18 protein-coding genes are annotated in these 23,197 nt (G+C 60.8%); 10 read left to right on the forward strand and 8 right to left on the reverse strand.

The window, feature by feature from the left end; genetic code table 11:
• Positions 1-57 precede the first annotated feature (57 nt).
• The 5 genes from ACWJKU_RS04410 to ACWJKU_RS04430 all read left to right on the forward strand — a co-directional run bounded on the left by ACWJKU_RS04410 (position 58) and on the right by ACWJKU_RS04430 (position 4,929).
• A complete protein-coding gene (locus ACWJKU_RS04410; RefSeq protein ID WP_454146146.1) occupies positions 58-1,638 on the forward strand; it encodes an AAA family ATPase in 1,581 nt (526 codons plus the stop codon).
• Between the two features lie 122 nt (positions 1,639-1,760).
• Positions 1,761-2,828 (forward strand): uroporphyrinogen decarboxylase, encoded by a 1,068-nt coding sequence (hemE, locus tag ACWJKU_RS04415; RefSeq protein WP_454146148.1) that lies wholly within the window; start codon positions 1,761-1,763, stop codon positions 2,826-2,828.
• A 3-nt stretch (positions 2,829-2,831) separates the two neighbouring features.
• A complete protein-coding gene (locus tag ACWJKU_RS04420; RefSeq protein WP_454146150.1) occupies positions 2,832-3,395 on the forward strand; it encodes an NUDIX domain-containing protein in 564 nt (187 codons plus the stop codon).
• Positions 3,396-3,856: 461 nt separating this feature from the next.
• Complete coding sequence (locus tag ACWJKU_RS04425) at positions 3,857-4,492, forward strand: hypothetical protein (RefSeq protein WP_454146152.1); 636 nt, start codon at positions 3,857-3,859, stop codon at positions 4,490-4,492.
• 236 nt (positions 4,493-4,728) lie between these two features.
• Positions 4,729-4,929: a hypothetical protein gene (locus ACWJKU_RS04430; protein ID WP_454146154.1), complete on the forward strand. Its 201-nt coding sequence runs from the start codon at positions 4,729-4,731 to the stop codon at positions 4,927-4,929.
• A 446-nt stretch (positions 4,930-5,375) separates the two neighbouring features.
• On the opposite strand, the gene ACWJKU_RS04435 is transcribed toward ACWJKU_RS04430, so the two are convergent.
• Together ACWJKU_RS04435 and ACWJKU_RS04440 are read right to left on the reverse strand one after the other, a co-directional pair.
• Positions 5,376-6,752, reverse strand: coding sequence for a cytochrome B6 (locus ACWJKU_RS04435; RefSeq protein ID WP_454146156.1), 1,377 nt, complete (start codon positions 6,750-6,752; stop codon positions 5,376-5,378).
• A gap of 227 nt (positions 6,753-6,979) precedes the next feature.
• Positions 6,980-7,762, reverse strand: a complete 783-nt coding sequence (locus ACWJKU_RS04440) for an enoyl-ACP reductase FabI (protein WP_454146158.1) — start codon at positions 7,760-7,762, stop codon at positions 6,980-6,982.
• A 150-nt stretch (positions 7,763-7,912) separates the two neighbouring features.
• Here ACWJKU_RS04440 and ACWJKU_RS04445 point away from each other — a divergent pair, with 150 nt between their 5' ends.
• Genes ACWJKU_RS04445 through ACWJKU_RS04460 form a run of 4 tightly spaced genes read left to right on the forward strand, consistent with a single transcriptional unit; the run spans position 7,913 to position 14,227 of the window.
• Positions 7,913-10,153: an ABC transporter substrate-binding protein gene (locus ACWJKU_RS04445; protein WP_454146160.1), complete on the forward strand. Its 2,241-nt coding sequence runs from the start codon at positions 7,913-7,915 to the stop codon at positions 10,151-10,153.
• On the forward strand, positions 10,150-11,127 hold the full coding sequence (locus tag ACWJKU_RS04450; protein WP_454146162.1) for an ABC transporter permease: 978 nt from the start codon (positions 10,150-10,152) through the stop codon (positions 11,125-11,127). The genes ACWJKU_RS04445 and ACWJKU_RS04450 overlap by 4 nt, the downstream gene beginning before the upstream one ends.
• 3 nt (positions 11,128-11,130) lie before the next feature.
• Positions 11,131-12,519: an ABC transporter permease gene (locus ACWJKU_RS04455; protein ID WP_454146164.1), complete on the forward strand. Its 1,389-nt coding sequence runs from the start codon at positions 11,131-11,133 to the stop codon at positions 12,517-12,519.
• 46 nt (positions 12,520-12,565) lie between these two features.
• The gene (locus ACWJKU_RS04460; protein ID WP_454146166.1) at positions 12,566-14,227 is read left to right on the forward strand and encodes an ABC transporter ATP-binding protein; all 1,662 of its coding nucleotides are present in this window, start codon (positions 12,566-12,568) and stop codon (positions 14,225-14,227) included.
• A gap of 196 nt (positions 14,228-14,423) precedes the next feature.
• On the opposite strand, the gene ACWJKU_RS04465 is transcribed toward ACWJKU_RS04460, so the two are convergent.
• The 4 genes from ACWJKU_RS04465 to ACWJKU_RS04480 all read right to left on the reverse strand — a co-directional run bounded on the left by ACWJKU_RS04465 (position 14,424) and on the right by ACWJKU_RS04480 (position 18,862).
• The gene (locus ACWJKU_RS04465; protein ID WP_454146168.1) at positions 14,424-15,392 is read right to left on the reverse strand and encodes an ABC transporter substrate-binding protein; all 969 of its coding nucleotides are present in this window, start codon (positions 15,390-15,392) and stop codon (positions 14,424-14,426) included.
• A gap of 82 nt (positions 15,393-15,474) precedes the next feature.
• On the reverse strand, positions 15,475-16,545 hold the full coding sequence (locus tag ACWJKU_RS04470) for a glycosyltransferase family 4 protein (RefSeq protein WP_454146170.1): 1,071 nt from the start codon (positions 16,543-16,545) through the stop codon (positions 15,475-15,477).
• Complete coding sequence (locus ACWJKU_RS04475; RefSeq protein WP_454146172.1) at positions 16,542-17,501, reverse strand: class I SAM-dependent methyltransferase; 960 nt, start codon at positions 17,499-17,501, stop codon at positions 16,542-16,544. Before ACWJKU_RS04475 ends, ACWJKU_RS04470 begins: the two co-directional genes overlap by 4 nt.
• Before the next feature lie 53 nt (positions 17,502-17,554).
• Positions 17,555-18,862 (reverse strand): oligosaccharide flippase family protein, encoded by a 1,308-nt coding sequence (locus tag ACWJKU_RS04480; RefSeq protein ID WP_454146174.1) that lies wholly within the window; start codon positions 18,860-18,862, stop codon positions 17,555-17,557.
• Between the two features lie 273 nt (positions 18,863-19,135).
• On the opposite strand from ACWJKU_RS04480, the gene ACWJKU_RS04485 reads away from it, so the two are divergent.
• On the forward strand, positions 19,136-20,260 hold the full coding sequence (locus tag ACWJKU_RS04485; protein WP_454146176.1) for a glycosyltransferase family 4 protein: 1,125 nt from the start codon (positions 19,136-19,138) through the stop codon (positions 20,258-20,260).
• Between the two features lie 69 nt (positions 20,261-20,329).
• Here the strand turns inward: ACWJKU_RS04485 and pmbA are convergent, their stop codons facing one another.
• Positions 20,330-21,682, reverse strand: coding sequence for a metalloprotease PmbA (gene pmbA / locus ACWJKU_RS04490; RefSeq protein ID WP_454146178.1), 1,353 nt, complete (start codon positions 21,680-21,682; stop codon positions 20,330-20,332).
• 54 nt (positions 21,683-21,736) lie between these two features.
• A complete protein-coding gene (gene tldD, locus ACWJKU_RS04495) occupies positions 21,737-23,182 on the reverse strand; it encodes a metalloprotease TldD (protein ID WP_454146180.1) in 1,446 nt (481 codons plus the stop codon).
• Between the last annotated feature and the right edge of the window lie 15 nt (positions 23,183-23,197).

Genomic DNA, 23,197 nt, shown 5'->3' on the forward strand with positions numbered 1-23,197 from the left:
TCACCCACGGGCGGCCGAGAGGGCGCTCGGCCTTTGCCGCTGCTTTCCGCGGCGCGCATGCAAAAGTTCGATTTGCTTTCGCATCTGGCGGTGAACCTGGCTCAACCCATCGTCATCTGCGGGCCGAAAGGCGTCGGTAAAACGACTTTTCTGCGCCTTCTGGAGGCTCGCCTGGCGCCGCTCGCAACGGTTCGTTATCTGGTTTCTACGCCGGGAACGAGCCGCGAATACATTTTCGACGAGTTGTTGCGCGCCTTGAATCAGGCGGGATCGGCCGTTTCGGGATCGCGCTTGACCGATTGCTTGGCCGGCTATGCCAAGGAGCATCGAAATCTCGTTCTGCTGCTCGATGATGCCGGCGCGCTCGCGCCGGGACTTCTCGATGCGCTATGGCAGTTCGCGAGCGGCCATCCGGCCTTGCGGCTGATACTGGCGATGCGCTCCGACGAGGCGTTGCAAAAGTCCGGTATGGATCGGTCCGCGTTCGGCGAGGCGTTCGTTCTGGATATTCCCGCGCTATCGCAAGACGAATGCGCGTCTTATGCGCATCGATTGGCGGCGAAGCTGCCCGGATCGATGATCGGCCAGGGGATGACGAAATCTTTCGTGAAGCGACTGTACTCGGGAAGCCAGGGCATTCCGGGCAAGTTGATCGAGATTCTGAAATCGCCGCACGGAACGGCAAAAGCGGCGGCCTTGACCCGCTTCGGTTGGATAACCGGAGCCGGGCTTTTGGCCTTGGCCGGCGTGACGGCATACGGCTTCTTACCATTGTTCTCGAGACAGGCGCCGCCGCAGGAGAAACCCCTTCCCGATCATGCGGCTGCTCTTGCAAAGCCTGGTAGCGTCGTGGCGCTCCCCGCCACGGCAAAGGCCCAGGGCGCCGCGGCCTCGAACCCGCCGGCCGAAGCTCAGGCACCGCCGACGGCGGCCGCAAACCTTGCCGTTCCCCGTCCTCCGGCATCCGAGAGCGAAAAGGCGGAATTCCTGCCGGCAACCGTGGCCGTGCCGGATCAGCCTCCGGCTGCTCCGATTTCGCTATCGGAAACGGACGCGGAAAAGATGGCCGAAGACCAGACGATGCTCGCGGAAACGGAGGGTCGACGCGAGCCGCCGCCGTCCGCGGTTACGGAAGCGCCGGCGAATGCGCCGGATTCGCAGGCCGGGGCCTCGTCGGTTCGCCCTGAGCCGGCCGATTCCGTGAGCGCATCCGAAACGAAGCGGCCGGACTTGGCGGCGGCGGACGCGCCGAGCGAAAAGCGCCAGCGTTCAAGATCGTCCGAGATCGTCATGGATGGACTCAAGAGTGTCGAATGGCTGATGCAGCAAAATCCTGAGGCCTACACCTTGCAGATTGTCGCCGTTTCCCGATCGGCTTCGGTGGTTAAGCTGGCCAAGCAATTTCCGGCGGGCAGCGAGCTGGCCAGTTTTCGTTCCCGCAAGGGCGGCGGCGATCTGTATCCGCTTTTTTTCGGAATTTATCCCACTTTGCCCGCCGCTAAAGAAGCTGCTGCCATGCTGCCCGCTTCCCTCGGTCAGCCTTTGCCCCGGCAGATGAAATCGATTCACCAAGAGATTCGGCGAATGATGCCGCGGCATGCCGAACTCGGAGCTTCGGCCGATTCACCGGCTCGTTGAAAACAACCGAATTCCCTATTCCGAGGGTGCGTGTTATGAATACGGCTGAATGGCTTATCCCGAATGCGAATTTTCGCGCCCAGTAAACCGATTCCTCCACTGCCATTGACTTACGTGACGCCATGAATGCACTTAAAAATGATTGTTTTATTCGTGCTCTATTAAGACAGCCCGTCGAAAGAACGCCGGTTTGGATGATGCGTCAGGCGGGACGTTATTTACCGGAATATCGCCGCGTCCGGGAGCAGGCGGGGAGCTTCATGAAGCTTTGCAGCACCCCGGAGCTGGCCTGCGAAGTCACCCTGCAACCGCTGGCCCGGTTCCGCCTGGACACGGCCATTCTGTTCTCCGACATTCTTACGGTGCCGGATGCAATGGGCTTGGGCTTGGAATTCGTCGAAGGCGAGGGGCCGCGTTTCAGAAATCCGGTCCGCAGCGCCGCCGATGTCCACCGCTTGTCGGTGCCCGATCCGGAAGCGGATTTGCGCTATGTCATGGACGCCGTCCGTCTGATTCAACAGAATCTGGCCGGCAGCGTTCCGCTCATCGGCTTTTCGGGCAGCCCCTGGACGCTCGCCACTTACATGGTCGAAGGCGGCGGCGGGCAAGAATTTCGCAAGGTCAAGGGATTGATGTACGAGCAACCCGCAATTCTCCATGAGCTCCTCGGGAAATTGGCCGATGCCGTGGCTCTTTACCTCAACGCCCAAATCGCCGCGGGCGTCGATGCGGTCATGGTATTCGACACCTGGGGCGGGATCTTGCCGGCGGCGCATTACGCGGAATTCTCCCTGGCCTATGCGAAGCGAGTGCTCGACAAGCTGGACAGGCGCCGCGGCGACAAAACCATACCGACTATCTTCTTTACCAAAGGCGGCGGACAGTGGCTGGAGGCCATGGCGGAAACCGGATACGACGCCTTGGGGCTGGACTGGACCACGCCCATCGACGAGGCGCGCCGCCGGGTGGGACACCAGGTCGCCTTGCAGGGCAACCTGGATCCCATGGCCTTGTATGCCCCGATCGAAACCATACGCGCCGAGGTGAAGCGGATCCTGGAGCAATACGGTCACGGTTCGGGGCATGTGTTCAATCTGGGACACGGAATACTTCCAGATGTCGACCCCGAGCACGCCAAGGCGATGATCGAAGCCGTGCACGAATTCAGCCCTGTCTTTCACGGACGTTGATTCATGTCGGAACGCAATCCCTGGAAATTGATCCGGCGGCGGGAGATCTACGACAACCCGTGGATTCATCTGGACGAGGATGAGGTGATCAATCCGTCCGGCGGATTGAGCATTTACGGAAAAATCCACTTCAAGAGCCAGGCTATCGGGATCATACCGATAGATGCCGACAACAATACCTGGCTAGTGGGCCAATACCGCTATGTGCCGGATGCCTATTTCTGGGAAATTCCCATGGGCGGTTCGCCCGAAGGCGAGGACATTCTGGAGACGGCAAAACGCGAGCTCAAGGAAGAGACCGGATTGACCGCCAGGAACTGGAATCTCTTCATGCATTTGCATACCACGAACTCGGTCACCGACGAGGAAGGCTATGTTTTCCTTGCGGAAGATTTGGTGGAGGGCGAACCGGACTTCGAGGAAACGGAGGCCATCACCATCAAGAAGCTGCCCTTGCAGGAGGCGATACGCATGGTCATGGACGGCCAAATCACCGACTCGATCAGCGCGGCCGGCCTGTTGAAGCTCGCCTGCCACAGGAATTTGCTTTCTCCCGCTCATCGCTAGAGCCTTTTCAGCTCGCGTTAACGGCATTCCGTGCGGAACGCTGGTGTCGCATGTCGTGGGAGGGGCGGCTGAAGTCGCCCCTACATCCATGTTGAAAACGCTCTAGATATCAACCGTCTGGCTTGACGAAGCCGCTGTTTTGCTGTGGGCTTCCTCGTATCCGGTTCGAATAAGCGGTTGATAGCCGCAGTGCCCGACTGGGCCATCGCCGGCGATGGGCGGAAAATCGAACCGAGAGGACAAGGAAGTCCCGAGGCGATGAAGGCGTCACGAACCGGAACCGCATCGCGATCGTCCAAGCATTATCGACCCGGCTATAAATACGGGCCTGATTAATAAACTCGCTTCCCCCGATATATTGAAGGCTCCGGCTATACTCGGAGAGAATCCTGCCTGTCGATTTATGACGAAGGCGGGTTCATTGCTCTTTTGGTAAATCTTAAATCTTGGGAGGTCTGGATATGATGGCGCCTGAGAATCTCGATGCGAGCTTGATTACCGATGTAAACGTGAAGGAATACTTCAGAAATTCGCTGGAAACGGCGTTATCGAACCAAAGAGTCGATGCCGGAGAAGATACCGTCTATTACATCGTCAACCTGCTAGCCTATTTTACCCGGGCGGACAAACTGTTCGCCTGCACCGACGAGGGCGTGACACTGCAACCGCTCGCACTGATCTATGCCGAAGCCGTCGAGTCGGCGAGCGCGGAGGAACGGCACCAGATTCTGCGTAGGTTGGGCGACGTGGCGTTACTGATATCCGGCCTGTTTTCCTCCAGCCTCAATCGCAAACTCGTCGATATCGACTATTACATCGCCATGGGTGGCACCGCTTACGGGTATCTGTGCGATCTGAACCGCGGCACGTTGCGGGGCAAGGCGTTCTGCGCGATTTTCGGCGAGCTTTCCGAAAAATTTCAGGTATTCGTGGACGTACTGTCGGAAGTCGGGGAAAGGACCCCGATGAACTCGTGCACCGACATCATGCGACTCTACGAAATCTGGCTCCGAACCGGCAGCAGGCGCGCGGCTGACAAATTGCGAAAACTGGGTATAGAACCGGCCCAAGGCTCTATCAGTCGCCGGAACAACTGAGGGGGCGCGTTATCCGCCTGCATGTCCAGCAGAAGCTGCCGGAGCGCATCTGTCGTACCGAGACCGATGCGCTCCGGTCGAAATCGGGGTGCATAAGCCGGCTGCTATTATTTCCATAGAAAAGCCTTATGATGAATTATGAAAGCGATTATTTCCTATTTTGGTGATAATAAAGCCCGCACAGCCGCCGAGTTTTGGTTATGATTATTTCCGTAACTCAAACTATGGAGGCGTTTATGCACATTTTGTTGCTGTTTGCGATCGTTCCGTTTCTGCTGCTGCTCGCGGGATTGGTCCTGCTCGGCCTGATGCTGGCGGCGGCCGCCGTCATGGAATTCCCTTGGGTCGTGCTGGCGGCGGCAGGGCTTGGGCTGTGGGTTCGTCATAGCCTGCCGAGTCTGGGCAAGAAGCAGGACGTGTTATGCCAGTCGATGTGATGTTTTTTCGGCCCGCGCCGGCTTCGACCCAATCCCGGTCTTTTCGGCTGGGATGGGTCGCTCGTCCGGCCGGGAAACCTTTCGCCGGCAGGCAAGTGTGTTGAATGCCGGTCCCACAGGCCGCTAAGAGGCTCGATGCCGACACGCGGTAACGTTCCCGGTGCGTGATGACCCATGTCAGGGTTTTGCCGGGAAAGATCACGGCCGTATCCGGTCTTCCTCTCGCGCTCATAGTCTTCTCGCAAGGCACCGGCCGATTCAGCCGGCCATAAACCGATTCGACGAGGTCCATCCTTCGTCTTGCCCTCCGAATTCCGCTTGTAGGTATCCGTCTGACCCGCGGCGATCAGTCCGTTCAGTTCGCGCGGATCGAGAAGCGCAAGCATCTGTATGGGTAAAAGAAAAAGTGTTGCCGTCATGCGTCGAACGATCGGATTTTCGGATCGCTACAGCGTGGCCAGAAATGCGAGCAGCTCTTTTTTCTCGGATCGAGTGAGTTTCAGTCCGAGTACCAGGTTGAAGAATTCCACCGTGTCATCCAGCGTCAGCAAGCGTCCGTCGTGCAGATAGGGCGGCGAATCCTTGATGCCGCGCAGAGGCGGGGTCTTGACCGGGCCTCCAGCCGAAGTGGCCTGGCTGCCGGCGATTCCGGGCCGGTAAAATCGTTCCACTTGCAGGTCGTGGGTGCGGTTATCGGTATAGTGGGGCGGCGTATGGCAAGTCGCGCACCGGGCTTTGCCGAAAAAAAGTTCCTGGCCTCGGCGCGCCGTCTCGTCGTCGTTTTTTTGCGGGTCCAGCTTGCCCGACGTATCGAGTTTGGGCGCCGGCGGAAAATCGATGAGCTTTTGAAACTCGGCCATGAGACGCACTGCGTCGGCTCGTTCGGGCGCATGGGCTCCTGTTCTTTGGGCGGCTTCGGCGTCTCCGCCGAAATAAGCCGTCTGCAATTCGAATCGCGAGCGGTCCTCGATGCTTTTCTGTCCGCCCTGGAAGCCGAATAGCTGCTGAACCTCGATACCGCGGAGGCTGGGCGTATCGATGCGACAGCCGGGCTCCCGCGGCCGGGAGCCCGGAGCCGTCTGTATGGCGGCTCCGGTATGACCGTTGACGTGACAGTCGAAGCAGGCGATGCCGGGAGACGGATGTTCCGTGCGGCGGTCATCGGTGGCGTTGAATTGCTGCTGGGGGAAAGGCGTGAGCAAGAGCCGCAATCCTTCCAACTGTTCCGCATTGATGATGCCGTCAAAAAGTTCGCGGTAATTGGCGAGCGTTATCAGCCGGCCTCGGGAAACGTCGCCCAGATCAGGCCGCGTCTTGAGAAAGAGCGGCGGAGGAAGTTCCGGCTGGAATCGCTCCGGGATGTCGAAACCCGCGTCGAAACGGGCGAGGTTCCGGCCCTCTTGCCGCTCGACGGCTTCCACGAAGTTTTTGCTGAATACGATGCCGCCTTCGGCGGAATTGGGATGGGGCAGGGGCATGAACCCTTCCGGAAACAAGTCTTGCTTCCGAATGTCTTCGGGCGTCATTTCCGTCAGTTCGTCCCAGGTGACGACCTCCCGTATTTTGATCCGCACGCCTTCCTGAAGGGGTTTGCCGCGAGTCATCGTAAGCGTTTTGGAGGGGTTGTCGCTGAGATCGTAGCGTTTGTCGAGAACCTTCAAATGGCGTTCCAGGGCATCCGGCTTCGCGCTCTTCATGCGCGCCATGAATTGCTGAAATTCCTCGGCGGCTCTCGCCGGAGCGGAGCATATCGCGAGCCCGGCGATGGTCAGGCCCGGGATGAGGAATCCACGCAGAATCGCTTCGAGCGCTTTTTCTGGCATCGTCCGTTCCTCCTTGTCGGCGCTTTGCTGAAGGCAGCCTCGAAAGCCGCGGCGGTTGAAGTTCTCAGACGAAGTGATTCATTAAATGAAAGACGTTCCGGCGGCGGTAGGCGTACGAATACGGACTTAAATCCGTTCTCGAGGCGAATCGCGGGTGGCCGGCGAAAAACTCAAGGGGCGAGGCTAGCCAAACCCGGACGATCGTCCGGGCTTGCCGATAACGAAAATCAGATCCCGGAGAGGCCGACGATGTTGTAGCCGGCGTCCACGTACAGGATTTCTCCGGTAATGCCGGAAGCCAGATCGGAGCAGAGGAACGCGGCGGCGTTGCCCACTTCCTCGATGGTGACGTTCTTGCGCAAAGGCGCCGCTTGTTCGCCCTTGGCCAGCATCTCGCGGAAATTGGCGATGCCGGAGGCGGCGAGGGTGCGGATGGCTCCGGCGGAGACGGCGTTGACGCGGGTGCCTTCGGGGCCGAGGGAAGCCGCGAGGTAACGAACATTCGCTTCGAGGCTGGCCTTGGCGACGCCCATCACGTTGTAATTCGGAATGGCCCGCTCGGCGCCGAGATAGCTCAGCGTCAGCAACGAACCCTTGCGGCCCGCCATCAGCTTGCGGCCGGCTTTCGCGAGCGCGGCGAAGCTGTAGGAGCTGATATCGTGGGCCATACGGAAATTCTCGCGGGTTACCGCGTCGACGTAAGAGCCTTCCAGGGCTTCGCGCGGAGCGAAGGCGACGGAGTGGACGATGCAGTCGAGTCCGTCCCAGCGTTTGCCCAGTTCGTCGAAAAGCGTATCGATCTCCTCATCGCTCGCCACATCGCAAGGCAGGACGATTTTGGCGCCCAGTTCCTCGGCCAGTTTTTCGACGCGCTCCTTGAGCTTGTCGTTCTGATAGGTCAGTGCGATTTCCGCTCCTTCCCGGCGCATGGCTTCCGCGATGCCGTAGGCGATGGAGCGATTGCTGGCGACGCCGACGATGAGAGCCCGCTTGTCTTGCATGAAACCCATGGTGAATCTCCGATTTCGTCTGGAAATGGCGCGAAAGTATCCGCTAGAGGCCGGGTGCTGTCCAGTCGTAGTCGCGGGATAGATACGTACTCGGGTTTCGCCAGAGCTGATGGGACTATCACACCGTTCGCTCGCGTATAATGGCCGTCCATGGCGATCAGGCAAGAATCGGTACATCGTTTTTTCGGCCCGGCAAGCTCCATCGGTGAGCTTTTCGGGGCGAGTCGAAGCCTTCCTCGTTTACTCCGGCCGGCCGCGGGCTTTCTTCTGGCTTTCCTGCTCGCCGCCTGCGGCAGTCCTTTGAACAACCCCTATCCGGCCGAGGACAAGGACAGGAACATCCTGTACACCTCGTTCACCGAGCGTCCCAAGCACCTGGACCCGGCGCGGTCCTATGCTTCCAATGAATACGAGATCATCGCCCAGGTCTACGAGCCGCCGTTGCAGTACGCCTATCTGAAGCGGCCCTACCGGCTCGAGCCGCTCACGGCGGAAGCTCTGCCGGTCGTGACGTATCTCGACAAGGACCTCCAGCCGCTGCCGGACGATGCGCCGGAGGATCGGATCGCGTACAGCGAATACGACATTCGCCTTCGTTCCAACATCTTGTTCCAGCCCCATCCGGCATTCGCCAAAACCCAGGATGGGCGCTATCGCTATCACGCGCTGACCGAAGGCGAATTGTCGGAAATTGGAACGATCGCCGATTTTGCCGAAACCGGCACCCGCGAGCTGACCGCCGAGGATTACGCCTATCAGATCAAGCGCCTGGTTCATCCCCAACTGCATTCGCCGATCGCCGAGATGATGAAGGGCCATATCGTCGGTCTCAAGGAGACGGGCGAGCGGATGGCGAAAGATTTCGAGGCGCGGCCGGACAAGTCGGCGTTCTTCGACATCCGCGCCTACGCCGTGGACGGCATCGAGGTCGCCGATGCGCACCGCCTGAAGATCCGCTTGCACGGCAAGTATCCCCAGTTCCGTTTCTGGCTGGCCATGCCGTTCTTCGCCCCCATGCCGTGGGAAGCGGATGCGTTCTACGCCCAGCGGGGTCTCATCGAAAAGAACATCACCCTCGATTGGTACCCGGTCGGCACCGGCGCTTACATGCTGACGGAGAACAATCCCAACCGGCGCATGGTGCTGCAGAAGAATCCCAATTTCCACGATGAGTTCTATCCGGCCGAGGGCGAGCCGGAGGATGCCGCAAGGGGTTACTTGAAGGATGCCGGGCAGAAGCTGCCGTTCATCGAGAAGGTGGTGTTCACCTTGGAAAAGGAAACCATCCCCTATTGGAACAAGTTCTTGCAGGGCTATTACGACGCTTCGGGGATCGCTTCGGACAATTTCGACCAGGCCATCCAGTTCACCGGACAGAACGATGCCGAACTGACGCCGGAGATGAAGGCCAAGGACATCCGGTTGGAAACGGCGATCACGACGACCATTTTCTACATGGGCTTCAATATGCTCGATCCCGTGGTGGGCGGGCTGGACGAGGTCAAGGCCAAGCTCCGCCAGGCCATCAACATCGCGGTCGATTACGAGGAGTACATCGACATATTCATCAACGGGCGCGGCGTACCGGCCCAGGGGATCTTGCCCCCCGACATCTTCGGCCACGTCGAGGGCAAGGCCGGGATCAACCCTTACGTGTACGACTGGGCGGACGCCGCGCCGCGCCGCAAGAGCATAGACGTTGCCAAAAAGCTTCTGGCCGAGGCCGGCTATCCCAACGGCGCCGATGCCAAGTCCGGCAGGCCTCTGGTGCTTTATCTCGATACCGTGGCGCGGGGGCCCGACGACAAATCGATTCTGAACTGGTATCGGAAGCAATTCGCCAAACTCGGCATCCAACTGGTGCTGCGCACCACCGATTACAACCAGTTCCAGCAGAAAATGCTGAACGGCAACGCCCAGATTTTCATGTGGGGCTGGAACGCCGATTATCCCGATCCGGAGAACTTCTTCTTTCTGCTGTACGGCGAGAACGCCAAGGTGGGCAAGGGCGGCGAGAATGCGGCGAACTACGAGAACCCCGAATTCGACCGCTTGTTCGAGCGCATGCGCAACATGGACGACGGCGCGGAGCGTTTCCGTATCATTCAAGCCATGCAGGAAATTCTCCGGCACGATTCGCCCTGGCTATTCGGTTATCACCCCAAGGCTTTTTCGCTGCGTCATGCCTGGTATCGCAATCTCAAACCCAATCTGATGGCCAACAACGGACTCAAGTACCGGCGCATAGCCGCCGGGCAGCGGGAGGAAAAACGGGCGGAGTGGAACCGGCCGGTTTACTGGCCACTGGCCGCCGGGTCGGCGCTGCTGGCCTCGGCGATCGTCCCGGCCTATTCGGCCTATCGACGCCGCATGAGGTCCACTGCGTTATGATCCGCTATATCGTTCGCCGCATGCTCTATGCCCTCCCGCTGCTTTTGGGCGTGAACATCCTGACCTTTCTGCTGTTCTTCGTGGTGAATACGCCCGACGACATGGCGCGCATGCACCTTGGGCAGAAGCATGTCACCCGGGAGGCGGTCGAAGCCTGGAAGCACGAGCGCGGCTACGATTTGCCGCTGTTCTGGAACGACCGGGCGGAAGGCGCCGGGAAAGCGACCCGGACGATCTTTTATCAGAAATCGGTGGGTCTGTTCATGTTCCGCTTCGGGCGTTCCGACAGCGGACGCGAAATCGGCGCCGATATTCGCCAGCGCATGTGGCCTTCACTCGCCATTGCGGCGCCCTCGCTCATCGTCGGACTGCTGGTGCACATCAGCCTGGCCTTGCTCCTGGTATTTTTTCGGCTGACGTATCTGGAGTTCTGGGGCATCGCCCTATGCGTCGCGCTGATGTCCGTTTCGTTCCTGTTCTACATCATCGGCGGGCAATATGTGCTGGGAAAACTGCTGCAACTCACCCCGATTTCGGGTTACGACTCCGGGATCAACGCCGTCCGCTTCCTGATCCTGCCCCTGGCCATCAGCGTGGTCGCCGGCATCGGGTCCGGCGTGCGCTGGTACAGAACCTTGTTCCTGGAAGAAGTGGAGAAGGATTATGTCCGCACCGCGCGGGCCAAGGGGCTGTCCGAGCCACAGGTGCTGTTCGGGCATGTGCTCAAGAACGCCATGATTCCCATTCTGACCGGGGTGGTCGTGGTGCTGCCCCTGCTGTTCACCGGCAGCCTGATCACCGAATCGTTCTTCGCCATTCCGGGGCTGGGCAGCTATACCATCGATGCCATCAGCCAGCAGGATTTCGCCATCGTGCGCGCCATGGTGTTCTTGGGCTCCGCGCTGTACATCCTCGGCCTGCTGCTGACCGATCTTTCCTATACGCTGGTCGATCCCCGCGTGCGGCTCGGTTAAGCCATGTTGAAGCTGCTCTGGACCGACATACTGTTCTTCATCCTGCTGGCGGGGTTTGCCGTGGCCATCGTCCGGGCCAGGCGGCGCGAGCATTTGCGGCGGCCCTGGCGCAAGGTGGCGCGGAGCCGCAGCGCCGTGGCGTCGCTGGTGATCCTGCTGGCTTACCTTTTCATTGCCGTATTGGATTCGATCCACTTTCATCCGCGGATCGAAGGCGAAAACGGCCAATACCAAGGCGAAGTGATCAGCGTGCTGGATAGCTGGATGACGCGGATCCGGACGCGCGTGGAGAAAACCTATTCGGCGCCTTTCTCGTCCTATGCCTATGCCAAGGAGATGATCCGCCGGCCGGACGGCACCCAGGTCTGGGATTATCCCCGTTTGCGCTACGGCGGCGCGCATCTCTCCGACCCGTCGCATGAAAAGACGGCCGATATCCTGGCGACCGGCATGAAAGGACTGGCGAAGGGCGCTTCGGTCTGGCTGGTGTCGGCGTTTCTCCTGGCAGTCTGGCGCAGCCGCCGGGACCGCATCGGTTTAGCGGAGAGCTTGACGCGCATCGCCCGCGGCCGAACGGAAGTTCCGTGGCGCGCCGCATTGCTGACGCTGTTCCTCATTTTGGGAGTCGGCGGCATGCTCGGAGAACTCGGCCTCTACTATCACGTGCTGGGTACGGATAAGGTCGGCGAGGACGTGTTCTACCAAAGCCTCAAGAGCATCCGGACCGGACTCCTGATCGGCACGCTGACCACCTTCGCCACATTGCCGCTGGCTCTGGGATTCGGCATTTTGGCCGGCTACTTCCGCGGCTGGGTCGACGACGTGATCCAGTATCTTTACACCACGCTCAATTCCATTCCCGGCGTGCTGCTCATCGCCGCCGCGATGCTCATCATGCAGGTGTACATGGCCCGGCACGAGGACGATTTCGCCAGTCTGGCGCTGCGCGCCGATTTCAGGCTGCTGTTTCTTTGCCTGATCCTCGGCATGACAAGCTGGACCGGCTTGTGCCGCTTGCTGCGGGCGGAAACCTTGAAGCTGCGCGAGATGGAGTACGTCCAGGCGGCTCGAGCGCTGGGCGTCAGGCAAGGTACCATCCTGGTACGGCATATCCTGCCGAATGTATTCCATCTGGTGCTGATTTCGGTAGCCCTGGATTTCAGCTCGCTGGTGTTGGCCGAGGCCGTACTGTCGTATGTGAATATCGGTGTCGATCCGACCATGGAGAGTTGGGGCAATATGATCAACAGCGCCCGGCTCGAGATGGCGCGGGATCCGGTGGTTTGGTGGTCTCTCGCGGCCGCGTTTCTGTTCATGTTCACCCTGGTGCTCGCCGCCAATCTTTTCGCGGATGCGGTGCGGGACGCTTTCGATCCGAGGCGGGCGGAGTGATGGATCATCGAGTGTTCAAGGCGGCCGCAATTTCGGAGCATGAATCGTGAGCGTCGTCTCTGAGCGATTGGAACCCGGCGCGGAGCAGCGAGCCGCCAATGCGCTTTTGTCCGTATCCGATCTTCACGTGAGCTTCCGCCAGGGGGCGGAGTTGGTACCCGCCGTCGGCGGGGTGTCGTTTCATATCGACAAGGGCGAGACGTTCGCGCTGGTCGGCGAATCGGGTTCGGGAAAATCGGTCACGGCGCTGTCGGTATTGAGATTGTTGCCCCACAGCGCGCGAATCACGAAAGGCCGGGTCATGCTCGGGAGCACCGATTTGTTCAGTCTGCCGGAATACGCCATGGGCGCCATCCGGGGCTTACGGATCGGCATTATCTTCCAGGACCCGATGAGTTCGCTGAACCCGGTGATGACGGTCGGGCGGCAGATCGGCGAAGTATTGCGCTTGCAGCGCGGCCTGCAAGGCCAGGCGGCGAGGAATCGCGCGCTGGAACTCCTGGATCATGTGGGATTGCCGAACCCCGAGCGGCATCTGGACGAATACCCGCATCAGCTTTCCGGCGGCATGCGGCAACGTGTCATGATCGCCATCGCCTTGGCCGGCGAGCCGGATCTCCTGATCGCCGACGAGCCGACCACCGCTTTGGACGTGACGATTCAGGCGCAAATCCTGGAGCTTCTCGAGCGTTTGAAGCGCGAAAGCGGCATGGCGCTCTGGCTGATCACCCACGATCTCGGCATCGTCGCGGAACTGGCCGACCGCGTGGCGGTCATGCGCGCCGGCAGGATCGTGGAACAGAGCGGCCGCGGAGAGTTTTTCGAAAAGCCGGAGCATCCTTACAGCCGCGAGCTGTTCACGGCCATGCCCCGCCTGGACGCCTGCCTGGCCCGGCCGGAAACGCATCATTCGGCTCCGCTGCTGGCCGTGGAAGACTTCGAGGTCCATTACCCGATCAAGCGCGGCATTTTTCAGCGGACCGTGGATTGCGTGCGGGCGGTGGACGGCGTTTCGTTTTCGCTGGCGCAGGGCGAGACTTTGGCCCTGGTGGGCGAGTCGGGATGCGGCAAGACGACCCTGGGCAAGGGGATTCTCAATCTGATCGAGTCTACCGGCGGGCGGGTCCGCTTCGGCGGCGCCGATATCACGGATCTGCGCGGCGAGGAAAGACGGAAACGTTACGCCGAAATGCAGATCGTGTTTCAGGACCCATATTCCTCGATGAACCCGCGCATGATCGTGGGCGATATCGTCGAGGAGGGGCTGCGGGCCCTGCATCCGTCGATGACCGAAACCGAACGCCGCGAGCGTGTGGAGGATTTGCTTCAGAACGTCGGCTTGCCGAAGGATGCGCGCTTACGTTATCCGCACGAATTTTCCGGCGGACAGCGGCAGCGCATCTGCATCGCGCGGGCACTGGCCGTCGATCCCAAACTGATCGTGTGCGACGAGCCGACCAGCGCCCTCGATGTCTCGGTTCAAGCGCAAATCCTGAAGTTATTGCGGGATCTGCGCGACCGTCGGGGCCTCAGCTATCTGTTCATCACCCACGATCTGGCCGTCGTGGCCGAACTGGCCGACCGGGTGGCGGTCATGCACCAGGGCAAGATCGTCGAGATGGGGCCGACTCGGCAGGTTCTTTTCAAGCCGGCTCATGCTTACACCAAACGCCTGCTGGAGGCCGTACCCACGTTGAGAAAGGCGTAAAAAACGGTTTCCCCGGCAGGCGTCGGCGGCTGGAAGCGGGATTCTGCCTTGGATTCGGAGGCTTAAAGAAAGGCGTGCGATGACGGGCGGGCCATGCTGTTCCGCGGTTGTAGAAAAGCGTTGTCGATAAGCCGGAATCGGGTTTCATGCAGAAAAATCCTGTATCCGATATTTTTCTTCGCAAGACGGAAACCGGTCAGTGCCAAAACACCCCTTCCGGCAATTTTCCGGATTTTCCGGTCAGTTGGCCGGCACTCGATCGGTGCAGCAGCGCATAAATTTCGGCGGCGGCCTTTTTCTCGGCTTCGCCCCAGCTTTTGACTCTTCCGTCGCAGTAGTGCCGCCGCAGATTGTTCTGCACCCGCTCGTCCGTCTCCTGCGTCAGCGGGACGACTTTGCGCCAAACGGCGTCCGACTCGCAGATCGATTTCTGGGCCGCGTCCGCCGCTTTCAAAAATCCCAAAAGCGCCGTTTCGTGAGACCTGGCCCAGCCTTCCCGAAAAACATAACCGAGACTCGGCACATCGGCGTTTATGCCCAAACCCTGGAGTATGCCGCGCCCGTCCAGCAGGCGGCGGTAGCCCTGCGCTTCCAGTTTCGCCGCGAAATTCCAGTAGTTCAGGACGGCGTCCAATTGGCCTTGCTGCAACTGTCGATTGAGCAGCGGCGGCGCTCCGAAAACCTTGTCGGTCGACCGGTCGAGGTCCAGGCCATGCTCTTTTTGAGCCAGGGCACGCAGCAGCAGCCAGTTTTTGTCCAGGCCGCCTCCGGCGATGCCGAGCCGCTTTCCCTCGAGGTCGGCGATCCCGCGGATGGGAGAGTCGGCCGGCACGATCAACGCCCCGTGGTTGGTGGAATAGGGCAGGAAAGTGATGTCCGTGCCTTGTCCGCGCTGATTGGCCACCCAGATCCAATCGGACACGATCAGGTCGACGCTTCCTCCCCGCAGGGCGATTTTTCCGGCTTCGGAGCCGGCGAGAGGCGTGGTCTCAACGGTGATCCCCTGCGCTTGATCGAGTTTTTCGTCCTGAATCACGGCAAGCTCCCAATTGAGCGTGCCGAAGGCGAGCATGCCGATCCTGATCTTGCGATCGGCGGTTTCGGCCCATGCGTGGCCGACGGTGGTCAGGACGAGGCAAATCGAGAGGATGATTCGGTTGCGCATGATGTTTTATCCGTTGCCAAAGAGTGACTTTAACGATTCGTAATATTGGGAGCCGATAACTTCGGGGCGAAGCGGCTGTGCGTCATCGTTCGGACGCCTCGCTCAAGATTTTTGCCAGTTTGGGGCCGTTGACGTCGGTACAGTATTCGCGCTCGACCGCGGCGCGGCCCGCTTGTCCCAGGCGCGCGCGCAGTCCGGGGTCGTGCAGCAGTTCCAACAAGGCGGCTTTCCATTCCGATTCGGCGGAGGCGAGAAAGCCGTTGACGCCGTGTTCGACGATCCTGAGATTGGCTCCGACCGGCGAGGCGATCACGGGCTTATAGCAACCCATGTACTGGATGAGTTTATAACCGCATTTCCCCCTTTCCCAAGGCGTATCGGACAGAGGCATGATGCCGACGTCGAAACTCAGGATGTCGTCCACTTCGGTTCGTTCCGACCAGTCGCGGTACTCGATCTCGAAATCGGCGGGCTGCACATGCGAAGTTCCCGCTCCGACCACTTTTACCCGTATGGGATGATCCCGCGCTATCGCCGCAAAAACCTCGTTCAGGCTTCGCAAATACTGCGCCGTGGTGGGTGAACCGATCCAGCCGACGGTGAAAACCGCACCGGGTTCGGCCGGATGTTGAGGATAACGGTTCAAATCGATCGAGGTCGGAATGAGTTCAACGCGAGCGGCGCCGGCTTGAGTCGCCCGCTCGGCCAGATATTCGCTTCCCGCGATGACCGCTTTGGAATGGCGCATGACGCGATCGATCTTGTCGCCCAGGATTTTGCGGATGACCGGATTGGCATGGCGATCGTAGCGATGGAAGATGGCGTCGTCGTAGTCGACGACATAAGGGATTCCGGTCTTCTCCATGACGGTTTCGACCCAGGCCGGAAGCCAGGGGAACGCTTCCGCCTGAATCCAGACCAGATCGAATGCGCGCAATCCCGACAGGGAGACGATCCGCCTGCCGTAGCCGTCGAGTAGGTAGCGCAGGGGCTTTCCTCGTCCGGCGTAGAACCGTTCGAGATAGGCATCCTTGAAGAAAGGATCTACCGTGATCCGGAACCCTTGGCTTTCGAGATAGGGCAGGTATTGATACGAGCGCAGCCGACTGCTGGCTCCGAGCCGGCCGTATCGGCTGAGAAGCAGGACCTTCATGATCGATCGACGCGTCTGGCCCAGACCGTCATTCGCGCGGTTTGGCCGAGCCGGCCCAGAAGCAGGGCAACCGGATAAAGCGGCAGGTTGAAAATCCCCGGATGCCGCTTGAGAAAGCGGGAAACGAAGGCGTTCGGCCATCTATCTTCGAGGAGATAGGCCGTGCTCGCCACGAAATCGGTCATCACCGGCTGGTAATGGATTTTCTCGATGCGCCAGCCGGCGGCGTTCAGCAGGGCTTTCAGAGTCTCCGGGGTAAAGTGGTACAAATGAGCGGGCAAGTGCAGGGGATACCATCGCGGCCCGAACAAGGCGAGTTGAAAGCTGGCCGCGTTGGGAACCGAGATGGCCAGCCAGCCGTCCTTTCGGGTCCAGCGGTGCAGCTTGTCGAGCGCGAGCACGGGGTCGTGCAGGTGTTCCAGAACCATCCAGCCCACCACCAGATCGAGCTGTTCCGCGGGGTCCGGCGCCGATTCCAGGCTTCCGCAATGAACCGAGAAGCCCGCGTCCTGAGCATTCTTCGCGGCCGCGGGCGAAAATTCGATGCCTTCCACTTGCCAGCCCTTGCCGGCCATACGAGCCAGAAAAGCGCCCGAAGCGCAGCCGATTTCCAGCATTCGTCCCGGTTCCAGCGGGGGCAGGGACAGACTGCGAGTCCTCAACAGGCTTCTTGCGAACGTCTTGACGGCATTTACCACGGTTTTGAAGCCGGAATTGGTAATACGGGTTCCGGCGTAAGGCCCGTAGTCCTCGGGATAGTAATAGCCGATGGTGTCCGCCGTCGGTCTCGGATCGGTGCGCAATAGCCCGCACCCGGAACATCGGACCACGGAATAGGTGCCGGCCAGATCGTGCAGCCGGTCCCTTCCTTGCAGCACCCGCTCATCGCGGTCGTCGCAGCCCATTGGACAGGATTTGCTTTCAAGGACGACGGAATCCGGTATATCAGGTGTCATGGCTTAATGCCCGATGAGAGTATCGAGGATGGGTGATTTTCGCTGTCCGGCGGTCAGCCGATAAGGCTCAATTTTAACCTGATTTTGACGACGACCAGCGCCGATACGTTGATGCAGGCGATCGCAAGAACGCTGGCGAGGGCCGCGCCCATGGATCCGTATTCGCCGACGAGATACAGCGTCAAGGGCAATTGCACGGCCAAGCCGCTGCCCATGAGCCATGTAGCCTCTTTTTGATGCCCTGTCATCGTCAGCAGGATGGTTCCGATGCCGGTCACGGCATGCAGGGATTTTCCGGCCAGGAGCACGAGCAGGAGCGGGTAGGCGCCGACGAATGACGATCCGAAGATGCCGAGTATGTATTTCCCTGCTCCGGTGATGAGCGAGGCGGCCGCCAGAACGAACAGGGCATTGCCCATCGTGGTGATTTTCAGCAGGCGCCGGAGTTCCGGGATCGCCCGGTTGTTCCAGTGGGCTGCGAATAGAGGCGAGGTTACGCCGGCGGCTACCACCAGGCCGAGCGCCGCGAAATTTGCGACTCTGGCGGCCACGGCGTAAGAACCGGCTTCCCGCGTGCCCACCATCGATCCGACCAGCAGGATATCCAGTTGGCCGATGAGCAGCTGGATGCCGACGACGACGAACATGGGTACGGCCATGCTCAGCCATTCCCGCTTCCGATATGTCGGCGAACTGGCGGAAACGCCTTCCGGAAGGGATTGTCGAAGCCACGCGCTGCCCAGTGCGAAATTGGTCATCGTCACGGCGAGGCTGATCAGCATCGCCGTGACGGGATCGACCAGGTCTCGAAACCCGAAATAGGCCGTCGCCAGCAGAATGATCAGGAGTATCGGCCGGACGAGGTTTTCCGGCAATTCGGCGAGACTGACCTTGAGTAGGCCGCGGAGAACGCCCACGCGCAGTTCGGACAGCGCCAGAAAGGGCACGTGAAGCAGAGTCAGGACGAAGACCTGGAGGCGCGGCCCGTCCAGGGCGTCGCCCGCTATCCAGCCGACCGCCGCGACCGCAAGTCCGACGGCCAGGCAGGCCGCAAGCGCGCTGCGGTTGGCAAAGGCGATGAAGCCTCTGATGGCGCTCCAGTCTTGCTGCGAGTTGTAAATCGAGACGTACCGTATCGAGGTCTGCACCAGGCCCAGTTGGGCCAGCCAGGCCAAAATCGGGGTGAAGGCGAAGGCATACACGAACAGCCCGTAATTGTCGGAACCCATGAACCGCGCGGTAGTCGCTTGGGCCGCGAACGATAGGCCGATGCCGGCCAGTCGGAGGCCGAAGCTGCCTATCGCGCTGCGGATGAGATAAAAAAAGGTCCGGTCTCCGGCGAGACCCAGCTTGGCGATCATCGACTCCGACAGGGTTCGAATAAGGTTTGAACGAACGGGCCACCGGTTATTTTTCCGGTTGCGGCATGAACGCGGCGGGCGTCGATCCTGAACCGATCAAATGGGCGTCATCGGTTATTATACCGCCTATTTTCTCGAGTCCCCGTTCGCGAGATATACGCCCGGCGGCCGGCGCCTCCCTAAGCGCGGAAGGGCGAGCCGGGATGGGCGGAGCGTCGAGCGGCGGAAAAAACGGCATCCAATCCATCTTTCCAAATTATCGGACCGGGCGTTGTGAACAAAAAAATTCTATTTTTCGTTACCGAAGACTGGTATTTCTGCTCTCATCGCCTGCCGCTCGCCAAGGCTGCCAAGCATGCAGGCTACGACGTCGCGGTCGTCACGCGGGTGCGCGAGCACGGCGAACGCATCGAATCGTGCGGCATTCGGCTGATTCCTTTGGAACTGTCGCGGCGGGGAAAGAATCCGTGGAAGGAATGGCGTTCGTTCCGGACGCTGTGCGCCATTTATTGGCGGGAGAAGCCCGACCTGGTCCATCACGTGGCCTTGAAGCCCATCCTCTACGGCACCCTGGCGGCGCTGTTGTGCGGCATACCGCGCGTGGTGAATGCCTTGGCCGGATTGGGTTATCTGTTCGCCTCGGCGGACCGGCGGGCGGCGCTGATGCGCCCTTTTGCCAAGCTGGCTTTTCGGGCGCTTTTGAGCCGCCGGGGAGGGCGGGTCATTTTGCAGAATCCGGACGATTACCGCTTGCTCGTGACGGCGGCATCGTTGCGGCCGGATACCGCAGTGTTGATCAAGGGCTCGGGGGTCGATCTGGAGCAGTTTCGCGCCCGTCCCGAATCCGGCCGGGTTCCGCTGGTTTTGCTGGCGTCGCGCATGCTGTGGGACAAGGGCGTCGGAGAATTTGTGACGGCGGCGCAGCGGCTCGGCGAAGAAGGCATCAATGCCCGATTCGTTTTGGTCGGCGACGGAGACGAGGAGAATCCGGCAGTCGTTCCCGCGGCTCAACTGGAATCCTGGAACCGCTCGGGGTCTATCGAGTGGTGGGGCAGGCGGGAGAACATGCCGGAAATTTTGGCCGGCGCCCACATCGTCTGTTTACCCTCGTACCGCGAAGGATTGCCGAAAGTATTGCTCGAAGCCGCCGCGGCCGGAAAGCCGATCGTGACGACCGACACGCCCGGCTGCCGGGAAGTGGTTCGACATGGAGAGAACGGACTGCTCGTGCCGCCGCGGGATGCCGAGGCCCTGGCCCGGGCGCTGAAAACCCTGATCGCGGATGAAAAGCTTCGGGAGAGAATGGGGCGCCGCGGCCGGGAAATCGCGGAGGCCGAGTTCGGGATCGAAAAGGTCGTTACGGAAACGCTCGCCGTCTATCGATCGCTTCTGGCCTGAAGGTCGCGGCGGCCGATGGCGGGCGGCTCGACCTCGTTTCGAAATCGGCGCTCCGTCCGCCGGCGGGGTTCAATTCCCCGCCACCGTCATCTTTTCGAGCAGAATCGATCCGGTCCGGGTGTTGCCCCGGAGGTCGACATCGTTTCCGACCGCCTGCAGGTTCATGAACATGTCGCGCAGGTTGCCGGCGATGGTGATTTCCTCCACCGGGTACCGGATCTCGCCGTTCTCCACCCAAAAACCTGACGCGCCGCGCGAGTAATCGCCGGTGACCGGGTTGACGCCCTGGCCCATCAGTTCGGTGACGAGAAGTCCCGTATTCATGCGTTTCAGCAAGCCCTCTAAATCGAGTTCGCCGGGTTCGATGATGAGGTTGTGCACGCCGCCGGCATTACCGGTGGTTTTCATGCCGAGCTTGCGGGCCGAGTAGGTGCTCAGCACGTAGGATTCGAGTATGCCGTCCTTGACGATGTGATGAGGTCGGGTCCGGACGCCTTCGGCATCATAAGGCGCGCTGCCCAATGCCTTCTTGATGTGCGGTTCCTCGCGAATTTGTACGAAGGCCGGGAAGACCTGTTTTCCCAGGTGATCCAGCAGGAAGGAGGATTTCCGGTAGAGGTTGCCGCCGCGAATGGCGCCGATGAAGTGGCCGAGCAGGCTGGACGCGATATCCGCCGCGAAGACGACCGGGCATTGCCGGGTGCTCAGCGAGCGGGCCCCGAGCCGCTTTACCGTGCGCTCGGCGGCCTTTCGGCCCACCCGTTCGGCCGCTTCCATGTCTCGGGCATCTCGCGCCACGGTCCACCAGTCGTCCCGTTGCATGCTGTCGCCCCGCTGGCCGATGACCGAACAGCTCAGACTGTGGCGGCTGGAGGCATAGCCGTGCAGGAATCCCAGCGAATTGCCCAGAACTCGCAAGCCCTGGAAGGTGTTGAGACTCGCGCCTTCGGAATTGACGATTTCGGGATGAAACTCGCGTGCGGCATTTTCGCAGTTTATGGCCAGGTTTATGGCGGTTTCCGCATCCAAGTCCCAGGGATGGTAAACATCGAGATCGGGAAACTCGGTGGCCAGCATGTCCCGATCGGGGAGTCCCGCATATTCGTCTTCCGCCGTGTACTGGGCGATCCGGCAAGCGGCCCGCACGGTTTCCCGCATCGCTTCCACGCCGAGGTCGGTGGTGCTGGCCGAACCTTTGCGCCGGCCCAGGTAAACCGTGACGCCGAGCCCCCGGCTGCGATGGTGCTCGACGGTTTCCACTTCGCCCAGCCGGGCGGTGACGGAAAGGCCGTGTTCCACGCTGACCCCGGCATCGGCCGAGGTGGCGCCCTGTCGCCGGGCTTCGGCCAGGCAGTCGGCCACCAGCGATTTCAGTTGTTCGAGTTGTTCTTGTTCACGTGCGAAAGCGATCGGTTTCTGCACGGATGGCTCCTTACTGGTCATTGAATCGATCGGATATATGAACGGGGGACAGTCTTAAACCCGAGTCCCGCCCACGGTCAGCCCGTCCACTTTCAGTGTCGGCTGGCCGACGCCCACGGGCACGCTTTGGCCGTCCTTTCCGCAGGTGCCGACGCCGGTGTCGAGCTGCAAATCGTTGCCGACCATGCTGACGCGGGTCAGCACGTCGGGGCCGTTGCCGATCAGTGTCGCGCCCTTGACCGGGCGGGTGATTTTTCCGTCTTCGATCAGATAGGCTTCGCTGGCGGAGAACACGAATTTGCCCGAGGTGATGTCGACCTGGCCGCCGCCGAAGTTCTTGGCGAACAGACCTTTTTTCACCGAACCGATGATTTCCTGCGGGTCGTGGGAACCCGCCAGCATGTAGGTGTTGGTCATGCGGGGCATGGGCAGGTGGGCATAGGACTCGCGGCGGCCGTTGCCGGTCGGCGCCACGCCCATGAGCCGGGCGTTGAGCTTGTCCTGCATGTAGCCTTTCAGGATGCCGTTTTCGATCAACACCGTACACTGCGTCGGCACGCCTTCGTCGTCGATGGTGAGCGAACCGCGGCGGCCAGGCAGGGTGCCGTCGTCGACCACCGTGCAGAGCGGCGAGGCCACGCGCTCGCCGATCCGTCCGGCGAAGGCCGAGGTGCCTTTGCGGTTGAAATCGCCTTCCAGTCCGTGACCGATCGCTTCGTGCAGCAAGACGCCCGGCCAGCCCGGCCCCAGGACCACGGTCATGGTTCCCGCGGGAGCGTCGACCGCTTCCAGGTTCACCAGCGCCTGGCGCACGGCTTCCCGCGCGTATTCGATCGCCCGGTCTTCCTCCAGGAAGAAGCGGTAATCGGTGCGGCCGCCGCCGCCGCAACTGCCTTGCTCGCGGCGCCCGTTGTCCTCGACGATCACGCTGACGTTGAGCCGCACCAGGGGACGCACGTCGCCGTGGAGCGCGCCATCCTGGCCGATGACCAGAACGACTTCGTGGCTGCCGGCGAGACTCACCATGACCTGCTCGACGCGAGGATCGAGTTTCCGGCATTCCTCGTCCAGACGCTTGAGGAGGGCGATTTTCTCTTCTTCCGGGAGCGACTGAAGCGGATCGATCGGCAGATAAAGCTGCGGCGGGCGAAGGATTCCGGAAATGTCCCGCTTGCCCTGGCTGCCTTCTCTCGCGATGGCTCGCGCGTTCTTGGCGGCTTCCAGCAGGGTCGGCAGCGCGATCTCGTCGCTGTAGGCGAATCCGGTTTTTTCGCCGGAAACGGCGCGTATGCCGGCGCCCTGCTCGATGCTGTGGCTGCCTTCCTTCACGATGCCGTCTTCCAGCATCCAGGATTCGAACCGGGTGGATTGAAGATAGACGTCGGCGGTATCCACCGATGCGCTCAAAAGCTGTCCCATGACGCGATCGATGTCGCTGCCGGCGAGACCCGCCGGCTCCAACAGCGTTTGCCGGGCGATTACAAGAGGATCATGACTCATAATGAGATGTAAGAA

Source organism: Methylocaldum sp. MU1018 (assembly GCF_053646775.1).

Coding starts and splice junctions, on each gene's coding strand:
- ACWJKU_RS04410 (WP_454146146.1), top strand. CDS start 58: ATGCAAAAGTTCGATTTGCTTTCGCATCTGGCGGTGAACCTGGCTCAA.
- hemE (WP_454146148.1), top strand. CDS start 1,761: ATGAATGCACTTAAAAATGATTGTTTTATTCGTGCTCTATTAAGACAG.
- ACWJKU_RS04420 (WP_454146150.1), top strand. CDS start 2,832: ATGTCGGAACGCAATCCCTGGAAATTGATCCGGCGGCGGGAGATCTAC.
- ACWJKU_RS04425 (WP_454146152.1), top strand. CDS start 3,857: ATGATGGCGCCTGAGAATCTCGATGCGAGCTTGATTACCGATGTAAAC.
- ACWJKU_RS04430 (WP_454146154.1), top strand. CDS start 4,729: ATGCACATTTTGTTGCTGTTTGCGATCGTTCCGTTTCTGCTGCTGCTC.
- ACWJKU_RS04435 (WP_454146156.1), bottom strand. CDS start 6,752: ATGCCAGAAAAAGCGCTCGAAGCGATTCTGCGTGGATTCCTCATCCCG.
- ACWJKU_RS04440 (WP_454146158.1), bottom strand. CDS start 7,762: ATGGGTTTCATGCAAGACAAGCGGGCTCTCATCGTCGGCGTCGCCAGC.
- ACWJKU_RS04445 (WP_454146160.1), top strand. CDS start 7,913: ATGGCGATCAGGCAAGAATCGGTACATCGTTTTTTCGGCCCGGCAAGC.
- ACWJKU_RS04450 (WP_454146162.1), top strand. CDS start 10,150: ATGATCCGCTATATCGTTCGCCGCATGCTCTATGCCCTCCCGCTGCTT.
- ACWJKU_RS04455 (WP_454146164.1), top strand. CDS start 11,131: ATGTTGAAGCTGCTCTGGACCGACATACTGTTCTTCATCCTGCTGGCG.
- ACWJKU_RS04465 (WP_454146168.1), bottom strand. CDS start 15,392: ATGCGCAACCGAATCATCCTCTCGATTTGCCTCGTCCTGACCACCGTC.
- ACWJKU_RS04470 (WP_454146170.1), bottom strand. CDS start 16,545: ATGAAGGTCCTGCTTCTCAGCCGATACGGCCGGCTCGGAGCCAGCAGT.
- ACWJKU_RS04475 (WP_454146172.1), bottom strand. CDS start 17,501: ATGACACCTGATATACCGGATTCCGTCGTCCTTGAAAGCAAATCCTGT.
- ACWJKU_RS04480 (WP_454146174.1), bottom strand. CDS start 18,862: ATGATCGCCAAGCTGGGTCTCGCCGGAGACCGGACCTTTTTTTATCTC.
- tldD (WP_454146180.1), bottom strand. CDS start 23,182: ATGAGTCATGATCCTCTTGTAATCGCCCGGCAAACGCTGTTGGAGCCG.